Origin of the sequence: Rhodococcus spongiicola, assembly GCF_004011835.1 — a bacterium.
Taxonomy (GTDB): domain Bacteria; phylum Actinomycetota; class Actinomycetes; order Mycobacteriales; family Mycobacteriaceae; genus Prescottella; species Prescottella spongiicola.
Genome location: NZ_RKLN01000004.1, coordinates 328,543 through 348,367, shown reverse-complemented (window position 1 = coordinate 348,367; position 19,825 = coordinate 328,543). Strand labels below are relative to the sequence as shown.

Genomic DNA, 19,825 nt, shown 5'->3' with positions numbered 1-19,825 from the left:
GTCGGCGTCGACCACTCGGTGTCGATCTCAGTCGGTGTCGATCTCAGTCGGTATCGAAATGACGACAATGCGCCGACAGCGCCGGTCAGGAACGCATCTCTGAGGACAGCACAGGGATCGTGGAGATCAGCACAGGGTACGAACTGCGCCCCGGAAGGACTCGCCGATGCCAGATTTCCCCGCTGCCGAGCCCCTGCTCCCCTCGACATCGGACGTGCCGCCAGTCATGTTCATCCACGGGCTGTGGCTGGCCGCATCCTCGTGGGACGCGTGGCGAGCAAAGTTCGGCGCCGCCGGGTACCCAACTCTCGCTCCCACGTGGCCCGGCGAGTCGGTGAACGTCGCCGACACCCGCGGGCACGCCGAGGACCAAGCGGGCAACGGCATCGACGAGATCACCGGTCACTTCGCCGCGGCGATCGCGTCGCTTGCCCGGAAACCGATAGTCATCGGGCACTCCTTCGGCGGCCTGATCGCCCAGAAACTCCTGGCCGCGGACGTCGCCGCGGCCGCCGTCGCAATCGACTCCGCGCAGATCCAGGGTGTCAAGGCGCTGCCGTACGCCCAACTGAGGTCCTCGTTCCCCGTCCTCGGCAACCCCGCGAACGCCAAACGGAGCGTCACCCTGACCCCGGACGCGTTCGCGTACAGCTTCGGCAACGCGCTCGAACGCAGCGAGTCCGACGAGCTGTACGAGCACTGGTCCATTCCGTCGCCGGGCCGGCCGCTGTTCCAGGCGGCCTTCGCCAACTTCCAGCCCGACTCGCCGGCACACGTCGACACCGATGTCGAACGCGGACCCCTGCTGATCCTCGCCGGCGGCAAGGACCACACCGTGCCCGAATCGGTGAGCCGCTCCACGCATCACCGATACCGCAAAGCACGCACCGACAACGACTATGTCGTGTTCAGCGATCGGGGACACTCGCTGACGGTCGACCACGGATGGCCGGAGGTCGCCGACACAGTGCTCGAGTGGTTGGCCGAGAAGGGCTTCGGTGCCGCAATCAAGCGCTGAGCGGACCTGCCCGCAACACCCGTTTCGGTCAGCTACCGACGAAGAAAGCGCCCAGGGAACCCAGGTCCAGCCCGATCACCGAACCGACGCACCCGGACCCGAAGGTCGACGACGACACCGGGGACGACACCGCCGAACCCGGCCCCGACCCGACAGACCCGGACGATCCGAACCCGGCCCCGCTGCAGTCGTCTCCGGATTCCTCTTCGGTGGATTCCTCTTCGGTCGCGTCGACTACCGGCGCACCCTGCTCGACGTCTGAGGGCTCGACGTCGGAGACCGCTGTGGACGTCGGCTCGTCTACCTCGTTGGGTGCCGCGGCTACCGGCACGGCGAGCGCCACCAGTCCAGCGACGACGATCGGCGACGCTGCCAACGCACGCACGAACGGGCCGCCGATCCCGCGCCGGCGTCGTATCTCCATGGCCATCCGCGATTCCTTCCGACGGATCATAAATATCAAGGAACGGTAAAGGCAGGCGCCCCTGGGACACAAGAGCGGCCTTCTGGATCGATCGGTCGCGGCCTGCGTCTCAGCCCTGCTTGAATCAGGTATGCCGGCAAGCACCGGGTCGCGGGCTGGGACGGGCGGAGCGCTCGTCCTGGTGACGCTGTCGGCGGGACAGTTCCTGATGACCCTCGACAGTTCCGTCATGAACGTGTCGATGGCGATGGTCGCGTCCGATCTGGGCACGACGATCACCGGAATCCAGACCGCCATCACGCTGTACACCCTCGTCATGGCGACGCTCATGATCACCGGCGGCAAGATCGGCAGCATCGTCGGACGGCGGCGGGCGTTCGCCGTCGGGCTCATCATCTACGGTTCGGGATCGCTCACTACCGCGTTGGCGCCGAACCTCACCGTCCTGCTCGTCGGATGGTCCCTGCTCGAGGGCGTGGGGGCTGCGCTGATCATGCCGGCCATCGTTGCGCTGGTCGCATCCAACTTCGCTCCCGAACAACGTCCGGGCGCGTACGGGTTGATCGCCGCGTCGGGCGCTGTCGCGGTGGCCGCGGGACCTCTGGTCGGCGGGGCCGTCACGACGTTCGCATCCTGGAGGTACGTCTTCGCCGGGGAAGTCGTCCTGGTCCTACTGATCCTGCTGGTACTCCGGCGGATCGAGGATGCACCACCGTCGCGGGTGCAGCTCGACATCGTCGGATCGGTGCTGTCGGTGATCGGGCTGGGGCTGGTGGTCTTCGGCGTGCTCCGGTCGGGGGAATGGGGGTGGCTGCGCAGCCGGCCCGGCGCACCCGAACTACTGGGACTCTCGCCGGTGCCCTGGCTGATCCTGGGCGGACTCGTAGTCGTCTACGGCTTCACGAGATGGGAAAGCTACCTCTCGAGCCGAGGCCGAGAACCGCTGCTCGACACAAGCCTGCTCAGCAACCGGCAGCTGTCCGGCGGACTGTCGATGTTCTTCGCGCAGTTCATGATCCAGGCCGGGGTCTTCTTCACGGTGCCGCTGTTCCTGTCAGTCGTGCTCGAGCTCAGCGCACTCCAGACAGGCGCACGACTGCTGCCGCTGTCGGTCGCGCTGTTGATCGCCGCGGTCGGCATCCCGAAGGTGTGGCCCCGAGCGAACCCCCAGCGCGTCGTTCGGCTGGGTCTGGCGTCGATGACGGTCGGCATCTTCATCCTGGCAGCCGGAATGGAACCCGGCGCCAACGCGGGCATCGTCGCGCTCCCGATGCTGCTGATGGGACTCGGACTCGGCGCCCTCGCGTCGCAGCTCGGCGCGGTCACCGTGTCCGCGGTCCCCGATTCGCGCAGCGCCGAGGTGGGCGGGTTGCAGAACACCGCGACCAATCTCGGCGCCTCCCTCGGCACCGCACTGATCGGTTCGGTGCTGATCGCAACGCTGAGCGCATCCATCGTCGCCGGCATCCAGGACGACCCCCGCGTCCCTCCGTCCGTCCAGGAACAGGCCACCGTCGACCTCGCCAGCGGCGTCCCGTTCCTCAGCGACACCCAACTACGCACGGCACTGGAAGACGCTTCCGTGGACCCGGCGGTCACGGACGCGGTAGTCGAGGCGAATTCCAGCGCCCGCCTGACGGCCCTGCAGGGCGCGTTCTCGGTGGCGGCGCTTCTGGCCGTCGGTGCCCTGTTCTTCGCCAGTCGTATTCCACGCACTCCGGTCGGCCATTCCGGTGCCGATTGACGGCCTCCGTCATCGCCGGAGCTCAGCCCGACACCCAGCTCTGGAGCACCATGTACACCGCGGTGCCACCGACGATGCTGAGTAAGGCGTGCGATCGCCAGAGGTGCAGACCGATCGTCACGGCGAGCGCAACGCCCGCCGCCACCATCGCCGCGGGCTCGATCGGCACGTCACGCAGGGTGTAGACGACGAGGATCAGCATGATGCCCACCGGCATGTGGGCGCCGATGTAGTGGACGAAAGCGGACGCTCGCAGCGGTGCGATCACAGCAAAGGGCACCGCACGCAGCGCGAACGTTACTACCAGGATCACGCCCAGAGCAGCGAGAACGTAGGAGACGTCAGGCATCCGCCGGCCTCCTGCGGCGCCGCCACAGATAGCGAACGAGGAGCGCGACGACGAACAGGCTCATCGCGACCGCGAGCATCTGATCGCGTGCAATCACGAGAGCGACGAGTGCACTCAGCAGCGCCAGGACCGGGCCCGGGACATCCCGCCGGACGCGAAACGCGTCAACCGCCAACACCGCGAACAGTGCGGTGAGCGCGAAGTCCAGCCCGGTCAGCTGCATCGGGAAGAAACGGCCGACGAGCGCGCCGGTCACGCCGCCGAGCACCCAGTACAGCTGACACAGCACCTGGATGAGCAGGACGCGACGACCGCTGAGCGATTCGGGAGGCCTGCTCGCGGCAACCGCGTACGCCTCGTCGATGAGCGCGTACATGCTGTAGATCCGGCCAACCTTCCCCCGCACCCGGTGCAGCGGGAACGACAACGCGTAAAAGACGTGCCGGAAGTTGACGAGCAGCGTTGTCATCGCCACCGACGCAAGCGGGGTCACCGCCAGGACGAGCCCGATCGCGAGGAACTCGAGTGAGCCCGCGTAGATCATCATCGAGAAGATCGGGGCCCACCACCAGTCGAAACCCGACGTGACCAGCAGCAGGCCGAACGCCATACCGAGCGGGAACAGTCCGAACCCAACCGAGACGGTGTCGCGGGCGGCGCCCCGTACATCCGACCAGCGCGACGCGGCAGCGGTGGCGTCGAGACCCTGACCGGGGAAAGCACTGGTCACGGTGACAACGATAGCGCTCGGGAGTCGCCCCGGTCATCGCGCGAAGACCACCTCCGGGTGCCGTGATCTCTCGTGGTCAGTCCGTCGACGAGTCGGTGCTTCGCCGGTCGGCGCTAGACGATGCAGAGTCAGCTGGTGGCGCTGCCGGTCGAACCACCGCCGGCCAGCGACCCGGCGCCGGCCGACGACCCGGTCCCTCCGCTGCCCGTCGAACCGCCTCCCACCAGCGAACCGGCGCCCGCCAGCGAACCGGAGCCGATGCACAGCGGCCCGGTGCATTGGTCGATCGCGATCACCGACACCGTGCCGTCCTCGCGGTCGGTCACGTAGGCGCGCGACCCGTTGCGGGCGATCGCCACCCCGATCGGGTTGAACCCAACCGGGACGGTGTCCACGACGGTATTGGTGACGGTATCGATCACCGACACCGAATTGTCGACAAGGTTGGTGACGTAGGCCCGCGACCCATCCGGGGTAACTGCCACCCTCTGCGGGCTGTTCCCGACGGGGATGGTGTCGACGACGGTATTGGTGACGGTATCGATCACCGACACCGACTCGTCCAGGCCGACGGTGACGTAGACGCGCGACCCATCCGGGGCAACCGCCACCGAGGTCGGAGAGCCCACGATGGGAATGGTGTCGACGACTGTGTTGGTGCCGGCATCGATCACCGACACCGAGTTGCCAACGAGGTTGCTGACGTAGGCGCGCGACCCATCCGGGGTAACCGCCACGCCGCGCGGGCTGCTCCCGACGGGGACGGTCCCGACAACGGTATTGGTGACGGTATCGATCACCGACACCGAATTGCTGACGGCGTTGGCGACGTAGGCACGGAGCCCGTGGATCGCCACCCCCTGCGGGGCGGACCCGACGGGGATCGTGTCGATGACAGTGTTCGTCAGGGTGTTGATCACCGACACCGAAGCACTATTGGTTTCAGTGACGTAGGCACGGAGCCCGAACGGCGTGACCGCCACCCCCACCGGGGTGTCCCCGACGGGGATGGTGTCGATGACAGTGTTCGTCAGGGTGTTGATCACCGACACCGTATCGTCATCGCGGTTGGTGACGTAGGCACGGAACCCGTTCGGGGCGACCGCAACCGCGGTCGGAAGGTTCCCGACAGGGATGGTGTCGATGACGGTGTCCGCAGCTGCGGTCGCAGAGCCCGATACGGCCATGCCGAGCACCATCGCGAACGTGGCCACCACTCCGAGCAGCGGACGTCGGGTACGCACCCGGGCCGTGGAATGGGCGTGAGAACTACTGTGGTGATTCACATTCTTCTCCTGCCGTACGAGGACCAAGACGGATCGACCGTGCTGCTGGAGAGCCGGTGGTCGGATGCGATACCGGCAGCCCACCGGAGGCTAACCGCCGGATACTGATCTCGATCCCCAACGCGCCGAGAACCGGAAACCGCCACCCCCAGGGTCGGGGTGGCGGTACCGATCGGCCCTACACGGCGCGGATGTCAACTGCCAGCACTACCTGCCGAGCCACCGCCGGCCAACGATCCTGCGCCGGCCAATGAACCGGTGCCTCCACTGCCCGTCGAACCGCCGCCGGCAAACGACCCGATGTCGATACACAACGATCCGACGCACCGATCAATGGCGATCACCGACACCGTGCTCCCACCAGTGTTGACGACGTAGGCGCGGGTCCCGAACGGGGAGATCGCCACTCCATCCGGGCCGTCTCCGACGGGGATGGTGTCGACCACCGAGTTGGTGCCGGTGTCGATCACCGACACCGAATCGCCCAAGCTGTTGGCGACGTAGACGCGGGTCCCGAACGGGGAGATCGCCACCCCCCGCGGGCCATCCCCAACAGGGATGGTGTCGACCACCGAGTTGGTGCCGGTGTCGATCACCGACACCGAATCCTCCGAGAAGTTGGTGACGTAGGCGCGGGTCCCGAACCGGGAGATCGCCACTCCATCCGGGCCATCCCCGACGGTGACGGTATCGACCACCGTGTTCGTTCCGGTGTCGATCACCGACACCGAATCACCCGAGATGTTGGTGACGTAGGCGCGGGTCCCGAACGGGGAGATCGCCACACCGACGGGCACGTTCCCGACCGCGACGGTGTCGACCACCGAGTTGGTGCCGGTGTCGATCACCGACACCGAACCGTCGTTGCTGTTGGCGACGTAGGCGCGGGTCCCGAACGGGGAGATCGCCACTCCATCCGGGCCGTCTCCGACGGTGACGGTGTCGACCACCGTGTTGGTGCCGGTATCGATCACCGACACCGAATCATCCAAGAAATTGGCGACGTAGGCGCGGGATCCGTTCGGGGTGATCGCCACACCGAGCGGGAAGTCTCCGACCGTGACTGTATCGACCACCATGTTGGTGCCGGTATCGATCACCGACACCGAATCACCCGAGATGTTGGTGACGTAGGCGCGGGATCCGTTCGGGGTCATCGCCACGTCCGACGGGTCAGCCCCGACCGGGATGGTGTCGATGACGGTGTCGGCTGTCGCGGTCCCCGCCCCCACTCCGGCGATACCGACCAGCATCGCGAACGTGGCCGACGCCCCGGCTAGCAGCTGTGGGACGCGACCTCGGAGCGTGGAGTGAACGCCAAATCTACTGTGGTGATTCACATTTTCTCCTACCCGTACGAGGAACAAAACGGATCAACCGTGCAGCGAGCGAACCGGTGGTCGGATGCGGACACCGGCAGCCCATCGGAGGCTAACCGCCGGATAGATGGCTCGATCCCCAACACGCCGAAATCCTCAGATGTCACAAGACCGCAGGATGTGGATCAACCCTCACCGACGCCGACGCACAGCGATCCAAGGCATCGGTGGATGGCGATCACCGACACAGAATCGTCCCCGGCGTTGGTGACGTAGGCGCGGATGCTGTCCGGGGTGATCGCCACCCCGAATAGGAAACCGACCGTGCCGGTGTCGACCGCATGTTGGTTCCATGCACGCGGTGTGGCATCTGGTCGGCGCGGACCTGGTCCTCGCGCTGCTGGGGTCAGCGTGAGCCGTACTCGATCGACGGGGCGGTGTGGCGGCCGCGATCGAAAGCGCTCTTCGAGGTCAGGCGTCCGGATGACCCATCCCATTCGACGGGTCGGTACCACACCCGGATGTCCCGCCGACGGAACCGACACGAATCTGGATGTGCCCGCCGCGGGCGGAGGCGACGTGAACGTCGCTCAGCACGGAGTCGATCATCTTCCAGGGGTGCGCCTCGATGTCCGATCCCCCCAGCAGGCATGCCAACCGGGCGAGTGGAGTCCACGCGGCGGCGCGCCCGACGGGCCTCTGCATGTCCACGACCGCCACTCGACCACCGGGGCGGGTCAACTCGATCATCGTCGCGATTGCTCGCGGCCAAGCCGGCATGAGCGACAACACGTAGGTGCTGATGGCAGCGTCGAAACGTCTGCCCGCCCGGAGGTTTGCCGGGTCGAGGTCGGTGCCGTCGGCTTCGATGAGTCGTACGTTGTCCCATCCCGCTGAATGGGTACGTCTGCGTGCCTGTGCGAGCATGTGCGCGCTGGTGTCGATCCCGGTGATCGACCCGTCCGGACCGATCCGCCGCTGGAGATGGGAGAAGTTCAGGCCGGTGCCGCAACCGACGTCGAGGACATGTTCGCCCGGTTGGAGCTCCAGTAGATCGATCGCCGCGACACGGCCGGCGCGGTATACCGGCCATTCCGCCGAGATGAGGTCGTAGAAGAGAGCCGAGGTGCGGTAACGGGCAGTTCGTTTCACGGGCGGTCCATCTTGTTCAGCGTTCTGACAACTTGCTCGAGACGGGAACACCCGGACGTCCTCGCCGGGTTACCCCAGTGTGCACCCACCCGAGCGAAGCGACGACGACGAGCGGGCCCACGCGTTCCGACAGTATGTCGAACCCGAGATCGAGGTCCTTTTGCGGGTCGCGAGGACGCTGACCGGTCCGGCTGACACGGAGGATCTCGTCCAGGAGACCCTCGTACGGGCCTGGCGCAGTGTCGATCGTTTCGACGGGCGTCACCCCCGGGCGTGGTTGTTGACCATCCTGAGGAACACGAACATGAACATGCACCGGCGCCGACGGCCCGACACTGTCGAGGACTTCGCAGTCCACCCCGACGCCAGACCTGCCTTCGGGGTAGACCCGCCGGGCACCGAGGATCAGGTGATGGCATCGATCCTGCCGGACGATCTGGAACGGGCAGTGAGCGCGTTGCCCTCGAAGTTCCGAACGGTACTGCTGCTGATCGACGTCGATCAACTGACCTACAGCGAGGCCGGCGATGCCCTCGGCATTCCGGTGGGGACGGTGATGTCCAGGCTCAGTCGCGCACGTAACCGTGTGCGTAAACATCTGCGGCCAGGCTTCGCCACCAGCATGAAGGAGGACCGGTGATCCAATCCGTGCGCACCATGCTGACGTGCCACTGGGCGGCGCGACGAATCCAGCGCTACCTGGACTCCGACCCGGCAGCGTTGCTCGATCAGAACGAGATCCGCCGGTTGGAGGCGCATCTGGCCGAATGCGAGAAGTGCAGCGCCGCGGCGGCCGAGTACCGCCAGATCAACACTGCCCTCTCGAGGTGGGCAGCTCGGCGAATGCCTCAGAAAGACAGCGTCGCTCACATGCGTCGCGTTGTCGACCGCCTCGTTCGCGGTGACATCCAGTGACCGGGGTGGAGACCGCCACCGTGGCACCGCAGAGTGCACAGTCCGTTCCCCGGTCTGCCGATCTCGTCGTGCTCGGAGGAGGATCCGCGGGGATCGTCGCTGCGAAGACGGCAGCGGGGTTCGGCGCGAAAGTGGTTCTGGTCGAACGTGATCGCACCGGAGGTGACTGCCTCTGGACCGGATGCGTCCCCTCGAAAGCGTTGCTCGCCGCGGCATCCGTGGCCGCGGCGATGCGTCGCGGACAGGCATTCGGAATCGACGCCTCGAATGTGACCGTCGACTTCTCCCGGGTGATGACTCACGTGCAAGGCGCGATCGAGACGATCGCGCCCGTCGATTCGCCCGACACACTCCGTGCCGCGAACGTGAACGTCGTCAGCGGCACAGCCCACTTCACCGGTCCTCGGTCCCTGGCTGTCGGGGCGAACACCATCACCTTCGGTCAAGCAGTGATCGCGACCGGGGCCGCCCCGGCGGTGCCGAAGCTCCCAAGCCTCGACCAGGTCGACTACCTCACCAGCGAGACAATATGGGGCCTCACCGAACTTCCACCACGGCTGACGGTGCTCGGCGGTGGAAGCGTCGGGTGCGAACTCGCTCAAGCCTTCGCCAGACTCGGCTCGGCGGTCACGATCGTCGAAGCCGCGGAGTCGCTCCTTCCGGCGGAAGACCGGGATGCTGCCGCACTCGTCACCCAGAGTCTGATCGATGATGGAGTCGATGTTCTGACCCGAACGACGGCAGAGTCCGTCACGGGCCGGGCACTTGTTCTCACGGACGGTCGCCGTCTCGAATTCGACAGTCTGCTCGTCGCTGTCGGACGCAAGCCGCGAACAACGTCGATCGGGCTGGACACGGCCGGTGTCACCGTCGATCGGCGCGGCTTCGTCACCGTGGACAAGCACCTCCGCACCACCAACCCGCGGATCTGGGCGGCCGGCGATCTCACCGGCCACCCCCAGTTCACGCACACGGCAGGAATGCACGGCAGCATCGCCGCCACCAACGCAATCCTGGGGCTACGGCGTACCGTCGACCGCACCGGTACCCCGCGCGTGACCTTCACCGACCCCGAGATCGCCGTCGACGGGATAGATACCGAAGCCGCCCAGCGTATTCCGGGCCTGCACGTGCACACCCTCGGCCATGAGCACGTCGACCGTGCAGTCGCCGAGCGCGAGACAAGAGGCTTCACCAAACTCGTCCTGGACGGCAAGCATCGGATCGTCGGAGCGACCGTCGTCGGCCCCCGCGCGGGCGAGACGATCGGCGAGATGGTGCTGGCAATCAAGCAGGGTCTGCGAACACGCGATTTGGCCGGAACCACTCACCCTTACCCGACCTATAACGACGCACCGTGGAACGCCTCCATCGCCGACGTGCGCTCGCAGCTGGCCCGTCCAATCGTGTCCGGAACCATCACTACTTTGGCTCGCGTGCGCCGGATGTGGCAGCGGCGCTTGACCAATTGATTTCTGAGATCCTCACCATTACCCAACCGACCGGCGCCACCACCCTCGCGGACGAGGCGGAGGCACCGGTCGGAACTACAGGGTGCGGGCGTCAGCTGCCAGCGCTGCCCGCCGAACCACCGCCGGCCAGCGACCCAGCGCCGGCCAATGAACCGGTGCCTCCACTGCCCGTCGAACCGCCGCCCACCAGCGAACCACCGCCCACCAGCGAGCCGAGGTTGATGCACAGCGAACCGATGCATTGGTCGATCGCGATAACCGACACGGTGTTGTCACCAAAGTTGGTGACGTAGGCGCGGGTTCCGTTCGGGGTGATCGCCACCACGTTCGGTCCCTGCCCGACTGCGATGGTTTCGACCACGGTGTTGGTGCCGGTGTCGATCACCGACACAGTGTTGGCATTGCTATTGGTGACATAAGCGCGGTTTCCGTCCGGGGTGATCCCGACCCCGAGCGGGCCGTCTCCGACGGGTATGGGTGTGCCCACAACCGTGTCGGTGGCGGTGTCGATCACCGACACCGAATCGTCACCAAAGTTGGTGACGTAGGCCAGGCTTCCGTTCGGGGTGACCGCCAACCCGGACGGGCTGTTTCCTACAGGGACGGTGTCGATGACGGTGTCGGTGCCGGTGTCGATCACGGACACCGAATTACCGACGGCGTTGGTGACGTAGGCACGGGTTCCATTCGGGTTGACTGCCACTGCTAACGGGCCGAGCCCGACCGGAATGGGTACACCCACGACGGTGTTGGTTCCGGTGTCGATCACCGACGCGGTGTTGGCATTGTTATTGGTGACGTAGGCACGGGTTCCGCTCGGGGTGATCGCCACCGCGCGCGGGCTGTCTCCGACGGTGACGGTGTCGATCACCGCGTCGGTGCCGATGTCGATGACCGACACCGAATCGTCGTCAATCTCGGTGACGTAGGCACGGGTTCCGTCGGGGGTGATCGCCACAGTGCGTGGGGTGGCTCCGACGGGTATGGGTGCACCCACGACCGTGTTGGTACCGGTGTCGATCACCGACACCGATTCGTCGGAAAACTCAACGACATAGGCGCTGGATCCGTCCGGAGTGATCGCCACCCCCAGCGGGGTGTTACCGACCTGGATGGTGTCGATGACGGTGTCCGCTGCCGCGGTCGCCACCCCACCCCCGGCCATGCCGAGCACCGTCAACGCGGTGGCCGCCGTCCCGACGATTCGTCGTCGGGAGCGACCTCGTCCCGCACCATGAGAGCGAAAACTGCTGTGGTGATTCACATTCTCCTCCTCCTCGATGTGCGAGACGAATACTCGCCGGCGTTACGCGGTACGAGTGTCAGCTGCCAGCACTACCCGCCGAACCGCCGGCGGCCAACGAGCCGGCGCCCGCCCCAGCTCCGCTGCCAGCCGACGAGCCGGCGCCCGCTAATGAGCCGAGTCCGATGCATACCGACCCGATGCATTGATCGGTCGCGATCACCGAGACCGAGTCGTCGTCGCGGTTGCTGACGTAAGCGCGTTTGCCGCTCGGGGTGATCGCCACCCCCAGCGGGGCGTCCCCGACTGGGATGGTGTCGATGACGGTGTTGGTGAAGGTGTCGATCACTGAGACCGTGTCGTCGTCGCGGTTGCTGACGTAGGCGCGTTTGCCGCTCGGGGTGATCGCCACCCCGAACGGAAGGTTCCCGACTGGGATGGTGTCGACAACGGTGTTGGCGAGGGTGTCGATCACCGACACCGAGTCGTCGAAGCCGTTGGCGACGTAGGCGCGTGTCCCGAACGGGGTGATCGCCACCCCGAACGGGCGGTTCCCAACCGTGATGGTGTCGACCACCATGTTCGTCGCGGTGTCGATCACCGACACCGTGTCGTCTCCGGCGTTGGTGACATAGGCACGGGTTCCGAACGTGGTGATCGCAACCCCTGTCGGCTCATCGCCGACCGTGATGGTGTCGATGACGGTGTTTGTGCCGGTGTCGATCACCGACACCGTGTCGTCCAGGAGATTGGGGACGTAGGCACTGGTGCCGTTCGGGGTGAGCGCCACCTCCCGGGGCGCGTCCCCGACCGTAACGGTGTCGACCACCATGTTGGTACCGGTGTCGATCACCGACACCGTGTCATCGAACTGGTTGGTGACGTAGGCGCGGGTTCCGGACGGGGTGATCGCAACCCAGAACGGAAAGTCCCCGACCATGACAGTGGTGATTTCTGTGTTGGTGACGGTATCGACCACCGAAACCGTGTCGTCAAAGCTGTTGGCGACATACGCGCGGTTTCCTTTCGCGGTAATCGCCAACCCTCCCGGGCCGTCCCCGACCGGGATGGTGTCGATCACGGTGTCGGCGGCCGCGGTCGCCGCCCCTCCCCCGGCCGTGCCCAGCACCATCAGGGCGGTAGTCGTCATCCCGAAGAACAGGCGGCGAGCGCGGCGCTTGACCGTGGAGTAGCTGCGAAGACTGCTGTGGTGATTCACATTTTTCTCCTACTTACGAGGAACAAAACGGATCAACCGTGCGTAACGAACCGGCTATCGAAATGCGGACACCGGCAGCCCACCGGAGGCTAACCGCCGGATAGCGATCTTGATCCCCAACACGCCGAAAACCGAAAAGACCACAAGATCTGGTCCAAATCCGATCTAGTGGTCTGCGCGCGCGGAACGCGCTACAGCGCCGCTGGAGCGGTCATCGCAAGGCGCGGCGCACTCGTTCTCGCGGAGGTAGCCGCCTCGAACTCGAAAGTCTGCTCTCCGCTCTCGAACGCATCTGAAGTCCTCACAAGGCACCGAACCGACCGGCGCCGCCCCCGATCGGGTGACGACGCGTGTCGGCGCTACACGATGACGCCGCCATCATCGCGATCGCCGCTGTGCTGTGCGCCGCCGGGTTCACCTCGAAATCGAGATCGACGACATCTACCGGTCGGCGGCCGAGTCGAGGTCGACAAGATCGCCCGCCAGCAGGGCGTGGTCGACGTGCTTGATGCGAAGGCTGACCGCAAGTCTGGAGCAGCTGGGGCCGCATGGGCTGCCGTACGGGCCGCGTCCGCCGCTTTCCGAGGGCATCCTATAGTTGAGTCTCGTTGTTGTGGTTCATGTTTCGACGTATTTACCCTGTGGGCATCGCAAGGTATCATGGCGGCATGTTTTCGGTACGGGTTGAGGGCAGTGTGACGGGCCGGGGTGCGGCGCGCGCAAGCGCGCCCCCGCCTCTCGCTCCCCTCGGTTGGCTTCGACGAAGCTGGCGGTGAATACCGTGTCCCAATCTTAGTCGTGTACTAGGTGTTGTGTTGGAGGAGTGCTCCTTTCGGCCCTCTAACTGGTGAGCTGTGGTCTCCCATTTCGAGCGGAGCGCAGCGACGCCACCGGCCCAAGGCAGCGTGACAGGCCGTGATGCGGCGCGTGCAAGCGCGCCCCCGCCTCTAACTCCCCTCGGTTGGCGTCGAGGAAGTTGGCGGTGAATACCATGCCCCAATCTTAGTCGTTTGCTAAGTGTTGTGTTGGGGGAGTGTATGTTTCGGCTCTCTTGCCGGTGAGCTGCGGTCTCGCACTTCGAGTGGAGCGCAGCGACACCGAGTGAGGCCAATGTGACAGGCCGCGGAGCCGTGCGCGCAAGCGCGCCCCCGCCTCTCACTCCCCTCGGTTGGCGTCGAGGAAGTTGGCGGTGAATACCATGCCATATTTCGGTTCTCTTGCTCTCTTTCAACCGTGTGCTCGGTGTTGTGAAGGAGTGCAGGTTTCGGTTCTGTTGCTGGCGAGCTGCGGTCTCACGCTTCGGGCGGGGCGGAGCCACACCGAGTGAGGGCGGCGTGACAAGCCGCGGTACGGCGCGTGCAAGCGCGCCCCCCGGCCTCGCGCTCCCCCAGTTGATCCGAGAAGGAGGTGGACCGTGAACTACATATTCATCAATCGTTTGCTGGACGTTTCATTGCTATGCCATGTTGGTCCGTTTTTTTGTTCCGGATAGGACAAAGGGCGAATCGCCGCAGCAGCTTTGACACACGACCTACGGTTCCCATGCGTGCGCGACGCCTGTTCAGCGGCGTGGCGGCCACGATGTGAGGGCAGCGTGACAGGCCGTGGTACGGCGCGTGCAAGCGCGCCCCCCGCCTCACGCTCCCCCCAGTTGATCCGAGAAGGAGGTGGACTGTGAACTACATATTCATCAATCGTGTACTAGATGTTCTGTTGGAGGAGTCGACGTTTGTGCAAGCACCCCATTGCAATCCCAATGTCGGGCTCCCCTGTGTCCCCGATTGAGGCCAGCGCGAGAGGCCGCGGAGCGGCGCGCGTAGGCGCGCCTCCGTCCCTCGTTCCCCCCGGTTGACTGAGGAGGTTGAAGGTGGATGTCCTTGTTGGTCGTGTGCTAAGTGATGTTTTGCAGGAGTGGATGTTTGGTCGGGCCTCACACACTTGCGCTATCGACGACAATGGGCTCTCCTGTTGGTGAGCTGCGGTCTCGCGTTTCAAGCGGGCCGCAACGACACCGATTGAGGGCAGCGCGGCAGGCGGTGATGCGACGCGCGTAAGCGCGCCCGCGCCTCTTGCTCCCCTCGGTTTGACTATTGGAAGGAGGTGGACGGTGATACCTCTTCATCGTGTGCTAGGCGTTGTGTTGGAGGAGTGTATCTTTGGGCTCCCCTACTGATGAGCTGCGGTCTCGCGTTTCGAACAGAGCGCAGCAACACCGATTGAGGCAGCACAACGCTTCCCCGGGAGCCACGCAACGGCTCCCGGGTGCGCAGCGGGTCCCGCCCCGGACTCGGAGCGTGAGCGCCGTGGAAGGAACGTGGCCATTCGGAAGTTTGGGTCGCACGTCAGGGTCCAGGTTCAAATTGACGCCCGACGGCAAGGAGCTCCGAATCCACCGACCGTACTCTCCAGACCGCGACGGAAACGTCTCTTCGTGCACGACTGCCGCCTCAGGCCCCGCGTAACTTTCGCCGCCGCGGGCTCGACCACGTCGAACGTAGTCTCGGGATCGAACCCGATCCGCATTCCCTGTATGTCCGGCGGCGGCATGCGGGTGTCAACTGGAAGCGCTGCCCGACGAACCACCGCCGACCAACGAACCACCGCCAGCCAACGAACCGGTTCCTCCACTGCCCGTCGAACCGCCACCCACCAGCGAGCCGAAGCCGATGCACAGCGACCCGAGGCATCGGTCGATCGCGATCACCGACACGGTGTCGTCCACTGTGTTGGTGACGTATGCGCGGGTTCCGTTGGGGGTGATCGCCACCCCGGTCGGGCCGCTCCCAACCGTGACGGTCGTGGCCACCATGTTCGTGCCGGTGTCGATCACCGACACCAAATCACCAATGTCGTGGGCAACGTATGCGCGGGTTCCGTCCGGGGTGATCGCCACCCCTCGCGGGTTTTCCCCGACCGTGACGGTCGTGGCCACCGTGTTGGTGCCGGTGTCGATCACCGACACCGTGTTGTCGAATTGGTTGGTGACGTAGGCGCGGGTTCCGTTGGGGGTGATCGCCACCCCGGTCGGGCCGCCCCCGACCATGACTGTCGTGACCACCATGTTCGTGCCGGTATCGATCACCGACACCGACTCGTCCAAGAAGTTGGTGACGTAGGCGCGGGTTCCGTCCGGGGTGATCGCCACCCCCCGCGGGAAGTCCCCGACCGTCACGGTCGTGGTCACCATGTTCGTGCCGGTATCGATCACCGACACCGAATCATCAACCCCGTTGGCGACATAGGCGCGGGTTCCGTCCGGGGTGATCGCCACCCCTCGCGGGTCTTCCCCGACCGTGACGGTCGTGGTCACCATGTTCGTGCCGGTGTCGATCACCGACACCGAATCGTCAAAGAAGTTGGCTACGTACGCGCGGGTTCCGTCCGGGGTGATCGCCACCCCGAACGGACCGTCCCCGATCGGTATGGTTTCGATCGGGGCGTTGGAAACGTTGTCGATCACCGACACCGTGTCGTCACCAAAGTTGCTGACGTAGGTGCGGGCTCCGTCTGGGGTGATCGCCACCCCCAACGGGAATTCCCCGACGCCGATGGTGTCGATGACGGTGTCCGCGGCCGCGGTCACCGACCCGACCCCGGCAATGCCGAGCACTATCGCGAACGTGGCCGCTACGCTGGTCAACAGGCGTCGCGCACGTACAGGAACCGTAAGTCGTGTGTCAAAGCTGCTGTGGCGATTCACATTTTCTCCTACCCGACGAGGAACAAAACGGATCAACCGTGCGTAGCGGAACTGCCTGCCGGAACGCGGACACCGGCAACCCACCGGAGGGTAACGATCGGATAGCCATCCCGACCCCCAACACGCCGAGAACCGACAGGACCACCGGCCGCGCCCACGGCGGCCCGGGCCGTCCCGATCTGCCTTGCCGCCGGACCTATCCGAAATCCATCCCAACCGCCCGACCGGCGCTACCCGGTGCGGACATCAGCTGCCGGCACTACCCACCGAACCACCGCCGACCAACGAACCACCGCCGGCCAACGAACCGGTGCCTCCACTGCCGGTCGAACCGCCGCCGACCAGCGAGCCGAAGCCGATGCACAGCGACCCGAGGCACTTCTCGATCGCGATCACCGACACCGTGGCGTCATCAAAGTTGGTGACGTAGGCGCGGGTCCCATCAGGGGTGATCGCCACCCCGAACGGCCCATTCCCGACCGTGACGGTCTGGACCACCATGTTGGCGCCGGTGTCGATCAGCGACACCGTGCCGTCGTTTTCATTGGTGACGTAGGCGCGGGATCCGTCCGGGGTGATCGCCACCCCGTTCGGAAAGCCCCCGACCGGGATGGGTGTGCCGACGACCGTGTTGCTGGCGGTGTCGATCACCGACACCGTGTTGGCGCCGTTGTTGGTGACGTAGGCGAATGCCCCATCGGGGGTGATCGCCACCCCGGTCGGACCGTCCCCGACCGTGACGGTGGTGATTTCGGTGTTGGTGCCGGTGTCGATCACCGACACGTTGTCGCCAAGAAAGTTGGTGACGTAGGCGAATGCCCCGTCGGGAGTGATCGCCACCTCGAGAGGGCGGTCGTCGACTGAGATGGGCCCGCCCACGACCATGTTGGTGCCTGTGTCGATCACCGACACGGTGTCGTCACCGTTGTTGACGACGTAAGCGAATGCCCCGTTGGGGGTGATCGCCACCCCGAACGGCTCGGGCCCGACCGGGATGGGTGCGCCGACGACCGTGTTGGTGCCGGTGTCGATCACCGACACCGTGCCGGCACTGTTGTTGGTGACGTAGACGAATGCGCCGTTAGGGGTGATCGCCACGCCGGCTGGGCCGTCTCCGACCGGGATAGGTGCACCGACGACCGTGTTGCTGGCGGTGTCGATCACCGACACGGTGTCGCTACCGTTGTTGACGACATAGGCGAACGCCCCGTTGGGGGTTATCGCCAGCCTGGCCGGGTCGGTCCCGACCGGGACGGTGTCGATGACGGTGTCCGCAGCCGCGGTCACCGCTCCAGCTCCCGCGAGGCCGAGCACCATCGCGAACGTGGCCATCATCCCGAGAAGTAGGCGCCGCGGGCGACCTCGTCCCGCGTGATATGAGCGAAAACCGCTGTGGTGATTCACATTTTTCTCCTACTGTACGAGGAACAAAACGGATCAACCGCGCATAACGAAACCGGCTATCGAAATGCGGACACCGGCAGCCCACGAGAGGGTAACCATCGGATAGCCATCTCGTCCCCGAATACGCCGAAAACCCACAAGACCAATAGATCTGGGGCGAATCCGATCTGAAAGCTGCACATGCGCAACGCGCTACAGCTCGACAGGAGTGGTCATTCCAGCGGACGGTACCCGGCGATAATCCGCTCCGAGCTCACCGCAACCGCAGCGGCTTAGACGACTGCGATTTGTCCTGCCGTCAAACGTATTTGGGATCCTGGCCAACATCCAACCGGCCGACGCCGCCACCGTCACAGCCGAGCCGGCTGAGCCGGCCGCCGCTACCGAGTGCGGACGTCAGCTGCCGGCGCTACCCGCCGCACCACCGCCGGCGAACGACCCGCCGCCCGCCAATGAACCGGTGCCGCCACTGCCCGTCGAACCGCCGCCCACCAGCGAGCCACCGCCGACCAGCGAGCCGAAGTCGATGCACAACGATCCGAAGCATCGGTCGATTGATATCACCGACACCGTGTCGGCGTTTTGGTTCGTGACGTAGGCGCGGGTTCCCTTCGGGGTGATCGCCACCCCGAACGCGCCGTCCCCTACCGGGATGGTGTCGATGACGGTGTTGGTGCCGGTATCGATCACCGACACCGAATCGCCGAAGAAGTTGGCGACGTAGGCGCGGGTTCCGTCCGGGGTGATCGCTACCCCCTGCGGACCGTCCCCTACCGGGATGGGTAGGCCCACGACCATGTTGGTGCCGGTATCGATCACCGACACCGTGTCGCCGTTTCGGTTGGTGACGTACGCGCGGGACCCGTCGGGAGTGATCGCCACCCCTTGGGGGCTACTTCCGACATTGACGGTAGCGACCACCATGTTGGTGCCTGTGTTGATCACCGACACTTCGTTGTCGTCGGCGATGGTGACGTAGGCGAAGTTCCCATTCGGGGTGATCGCCACACCGACCGCGTCGTCCCCAACCGGGATGGGCGGGCCCACGACCATGTTGGTGGCGGTGTTGATCACCGACACCGAGGTGTTGTTGACGACGTAGGCGCGGGTGCCGTCGGGGGTGATCGCCACCCCCCTCGGGCTGTTTACGACATTGACGGTGGCGACCACCATGTTGGTGCCTGTGTTGATCACCGACACCGTGTGGTCAAAGCGGTTGGTGACGTAGGCGAAGTTCCCGTTGGGGGTGATCGCCACCCCGACCGGGGAATCCCCGACCGAGATGGGCGGGCCCACGACCGTATTGGTGGCGGTATGGATCACCGACACCGAGTCGCCCAAGTTGTTGACGACGAAGGCGCGGGTGCCGTCCGGAGTGATCGCCACCCCCTGCGGGTCGTCCCCGACCGGGATTGTGTCGATGACGGTGTCCGCCGTCGCGGTCGCCGCCCCCGCTCCCGCGATGCCGAGCACCATCGCGAATGTGGCGACCACGCCGCTCAACAAGCGGCGCGCACGTACGGGAACCGTAGTTTGTGTGTGAAAACTGCTGTGGTGATTCACATTTTTCTCCTACCGTACGAGGAACAAAACGGATCAACCGTGCCGAGATAGAACCGGCGTGCGAAATGCGGACGCCGGTAGCCCATCGCAGGTTAACCATCGGATCGCTATCTCGATCTCCAACACGCCGGGAAGCGAGAACCCGGCAAGACCACTGGATCTGGGTTGAAACCGAACCGAAGGTCCGCACCCGTAGAGCGCGCTACAGCGTCCCACTGCGATTTCCCTTGCCGTCGAACACATCCGAAATCCACCACAGCCGAATTGACCGGCACCGCCACCCTCGC

Annotated in this window: 17 protein-coding genes; 5 read left to right on the top strand and 12 right to left on the bottom strand. The window is 65.4% G+C overall.

Annotation, left to right across the window (positions count from 1 at the left end):
- Positions 1 to 166 precede the first annotated feature (166 nt).
- Entirely contained in the window at positions 167 to 1,018 is an 852-nt protein-coding gene (locus EF834_RS13000; RefSeq protein WP_127947623.1) for an alpha/beta hydrolase, read from the top strand.
- Between the two features lie 28 nt (positions 1,019 to 1,046).
- Here EF834_RS13000 and EF834_RS12995 read toward each other — a convergent pair whose 3' ends face one another.
- On the bottom strand, positions 1,047 to 1,448 hold the full coding sequence (locus EF834_RS12995) for a hypothetical protein (RefSeq protein ID WP_164874129.1): 402 nt from the start codon (positions 1,446 to 1,448) through the stop codon (positions 1,047 to 1,049).
- A gap of 124 nt (positions 1,449 to 1,572) precedes the next feature.
- On the opposite strand from EF834_RS12995, the gene EF834_RS12990 reads away from it, so the two are divergent.
- Positions 1,573 to 3,186: an MFS transporter gene (locus EF834_RS12990; protein WP_127947621.1), complete on the top strand. Its 1,614-nt coding sequence runs from the start codon at positions 1,573 to 1,575 to the stop codon at positions 3,184 to 3,186.
- Positions 3,187 to 3,208: 22 nt separating this feature from the next.
- Here the strand turns inward: EF834_RS12990 and EF834_RS12985 are convergent, their stop codons facing one another.
- From EF834_RS12985 to EF834_RS12965, 5 genes are all read right to left on the bottom strand, one after another.
- A complete protein-coding gene (locus EF834_RS12985) occupies positions 3,209 to 3,535 on the bottom strand; it encodes a branched-chain amino acid transporter permease (RefSeq protein WP_127947620.1) in 327 nt (108 codons plus the stop codon).
- Positions 3,528 to 4,265, bottom strand: a complete 738-nt coding sequence (locus tag EF834_RS12980) for an AzlC family ABC transporter permease (protein WP_127947619.1) — start codon at positions 4,263 to 4,265, stop codon at positions 3,528 to 3,530. Before EF834_RS12980 ends, EF834_RS12985 begins: the two co-directional genes overlap by 8 nt.
- Positions 4,266 to 4,393: 128 nt before the next feature.
- Complete coding sequence (locus EF834_RS12975) at positions 4,394 to 5,551, bottom strand: YVTN family beta-propeller repeat protein (protein WP_235871169.1); 1,158 nt, start codon at positions 5,549 to 5,551, stop codon at positions 4,394 to 4,396.
- Between the two features lie 194 nt (positions 5,552 to 5,745).
- Positions 5,746 to 6,891 (bottom strand): YncE family protein, encoded by a 1,146-nt coding sequence (locus tag EF834_RS12970; RefSeq protein ID WP_235871168.1) that lies wholly within the window; start codon positions 6,889 to 6,891, stop codon positions 5,746 to 5,748.
- Positions 6,892 to 7,341: 450 nt separating this feature from the next.
- Positions 7,342 to 8,022: a class I SAM-dependent methyltransferase gene (locus tag EF834_RS12965; protein WP_127947618.1), complete on the bottom strand. Its 681-nt coding sequence runs from the start codon at positions 8,020 to 8,022 to the stop codon at positions 7,342 to 7,344.
- A 79-nt stretch (positions 8,023 to 8,101) separates the two neighbouring features.
- On the opposite strand from EF834_RS12965, the gene EF834_RS12960 reads away from it, so the two are divergent.
- The 3 genes from EF834_RS12960 to EF834_RS12950 are packed head-to-tail and all read left to right on the top strand — an operon-like array spanning position 8,102 to position 10,409.
- A complete protein-coding gene (locus EF834_RS12960) occupies positions 8,102 to 8,662 on the top strand; it encodes an RNA polymerase sigma factor (protein ID WP_127947617.1) in 561 nt (186 codons plus the stop codon).
- The gene (locus tag EF834_RS12955) at positions 8,659 to 8,937 is read left to right on the top strand and encodes an anti-sigma factor family protein (RefSeq protein ID WP_127947616.1); all 279 of its coding nucleotides are present in this window, start codon (positions 8,659 to 8,661) and stop codon (positions 8,935 to 8,937) included. The genes EF834_RS12960 and EF834_RS12955 overlap by 4 nt, the downstream gene beginning before the upstream one ends.
- Positions 8,938 to 8,942: 5 nt before the next feature.
- On the top strand, positions 8,943 to 10,409 hold the full coding sequence (locus EF834_RS12950) for a dihydrolipoyl dehydrogenase family protein (RefSeq protein ID WP_235871167.1): 1,467 nt from the start codon (positions 8,943 to 8,945) through the stop codon (positions 10,407 to 10,409).
- A 91-nt stretch (positions 10,410 to 10,500) separates the two neighbouring features.
- On the opposite strand, the gene EF834_RS12945 is transcribed toward EF834_RS12950, so the two are convergent.
- The 6 genes from EF834_RS12945 to EF834_RS12925 form a co-directional block, all read right to left on the bottom strand.
- Positions 10,501 to 11,673 carry a beta-propeller fold lactonase family protein gene (locus EF834_RS12945; RefSeq protein ID WP_235871166.1) on the bottom strand — a complete coding sequence of 391 codons (1,173 nt, stop codon included), beginning with the start codon at positions 11,671 to 11,673 and terminating at the stop codon, positions 10,501 to 10,503.
- Positions 11,674 to 11,731: 58 nt separating this feature from the next.
- Positions 11,732 to 12,871, bottom strand: a complete 1,140-nt coding sequence (locus tag EF834_RS12940) for a YVTN family beta-propeller repeat protein (protein ID WP_235871165.1) — start codon at positions 12,869 to 12,871, stop codon at positions 11,732 to 11,734.
- A gap of 441 nt (positions 12,872 to 13,312) precedes the next feature.
- Entirely contained in the window at positions 13,313 to 13,462 is a 150-nt protein-coding gene (locus EF834_RS18320) for a hypothetical protein (RefSeq protein WP_206615267.1), read from the bottom strand.
- A 1,963-nt stretch (positions 13,463 to 15,425) separates the two neighbouring features.
- Positions 15,426 to 16,511, bottom strand: a complete 1,086-nt coding sequence (locus EF834_RS12935; protein WP_206615266.1) for a beta-propeller fold lactonase family protein — start codon at positions 16,509 to 16,511, stop codon at positions 15,426 to 15,428.
- 306 nt (positions 16,512 to 16,817) lie between these two features.
- A complete protein-coding gene (locus tag EF834_RS12930; RefSeq protein WP_127947737.1) occupies positions 16,818 to 17,906 on the bottom strand; it encodes a beta-propeller fold lactonase family protein in 1,089 nt (362 codons plus the stop codon).
- A gap of 465 nt (positions 17,907 to 18,371) precedes the next feature.
- Positions 18,372 to 19,538, bottom strand: a complete 1,167-nt coding sequence (locus EF834_RS12925) for a beta-propeller fold lactonase family protein (RefSeq protein WP_235871164.1) — start codon at positions 19,536 to 19,538, stop codon at positions 18,372 to 18,374.
- Positions 19,539 to 19,825 lie beyond the last annotated feature (287 nt).

What these genes read in the sequence shown, in the direction of transcription:
- EF834_RS12930 (WP_127947737.1), bottom strand. Translation starts at nt 17,906, where the DNA reads ATGATGGCCACGTTCGCGATGGTGCTCGGCCTCGCGGGAGCTGGAGCG.
- EF834_RS18320 (WP_206615267.1), bottom strand. Translation starts at nt 13,462, where the DNA reads ATGCCCTCGGAAAGCGGCGGACGCGGCCCGTACGGCAGCCCATGCGGC.
- EF834_RS12985 (WP_127947620.1), bottom strand. Translation starts at nt 3,535, where the DNA reads ATGCCTGACGTCTCCTACGTTCTCGCTGCTCTGGGCGTGATCCTGGTA.
- EF834_RS12990 (WP_127947621.1), top strand. Translation starts at nt 1,573, where the DNA reads ATGCCGGCAAGCACCGGGTCGCGGGCTGGGACGGGCGGAGCGCTCGTC.
- EF834_RS13000 (WP_127947623.1), top strand. Translation starts at nt 167, where the DNA reads ATGCCAGATTTCCCCGCTGCCGAGCCCCTGCTCCCCTCGACATCGGAC.
- EF834_RS12995 (WP_164874129.1), bottom strand. Translation starts at nt 1,448, where the DNA reads ATGGCCATGGAGATACGACGCCGGCGCGGGATCGGCGGCCCGTTCGTG.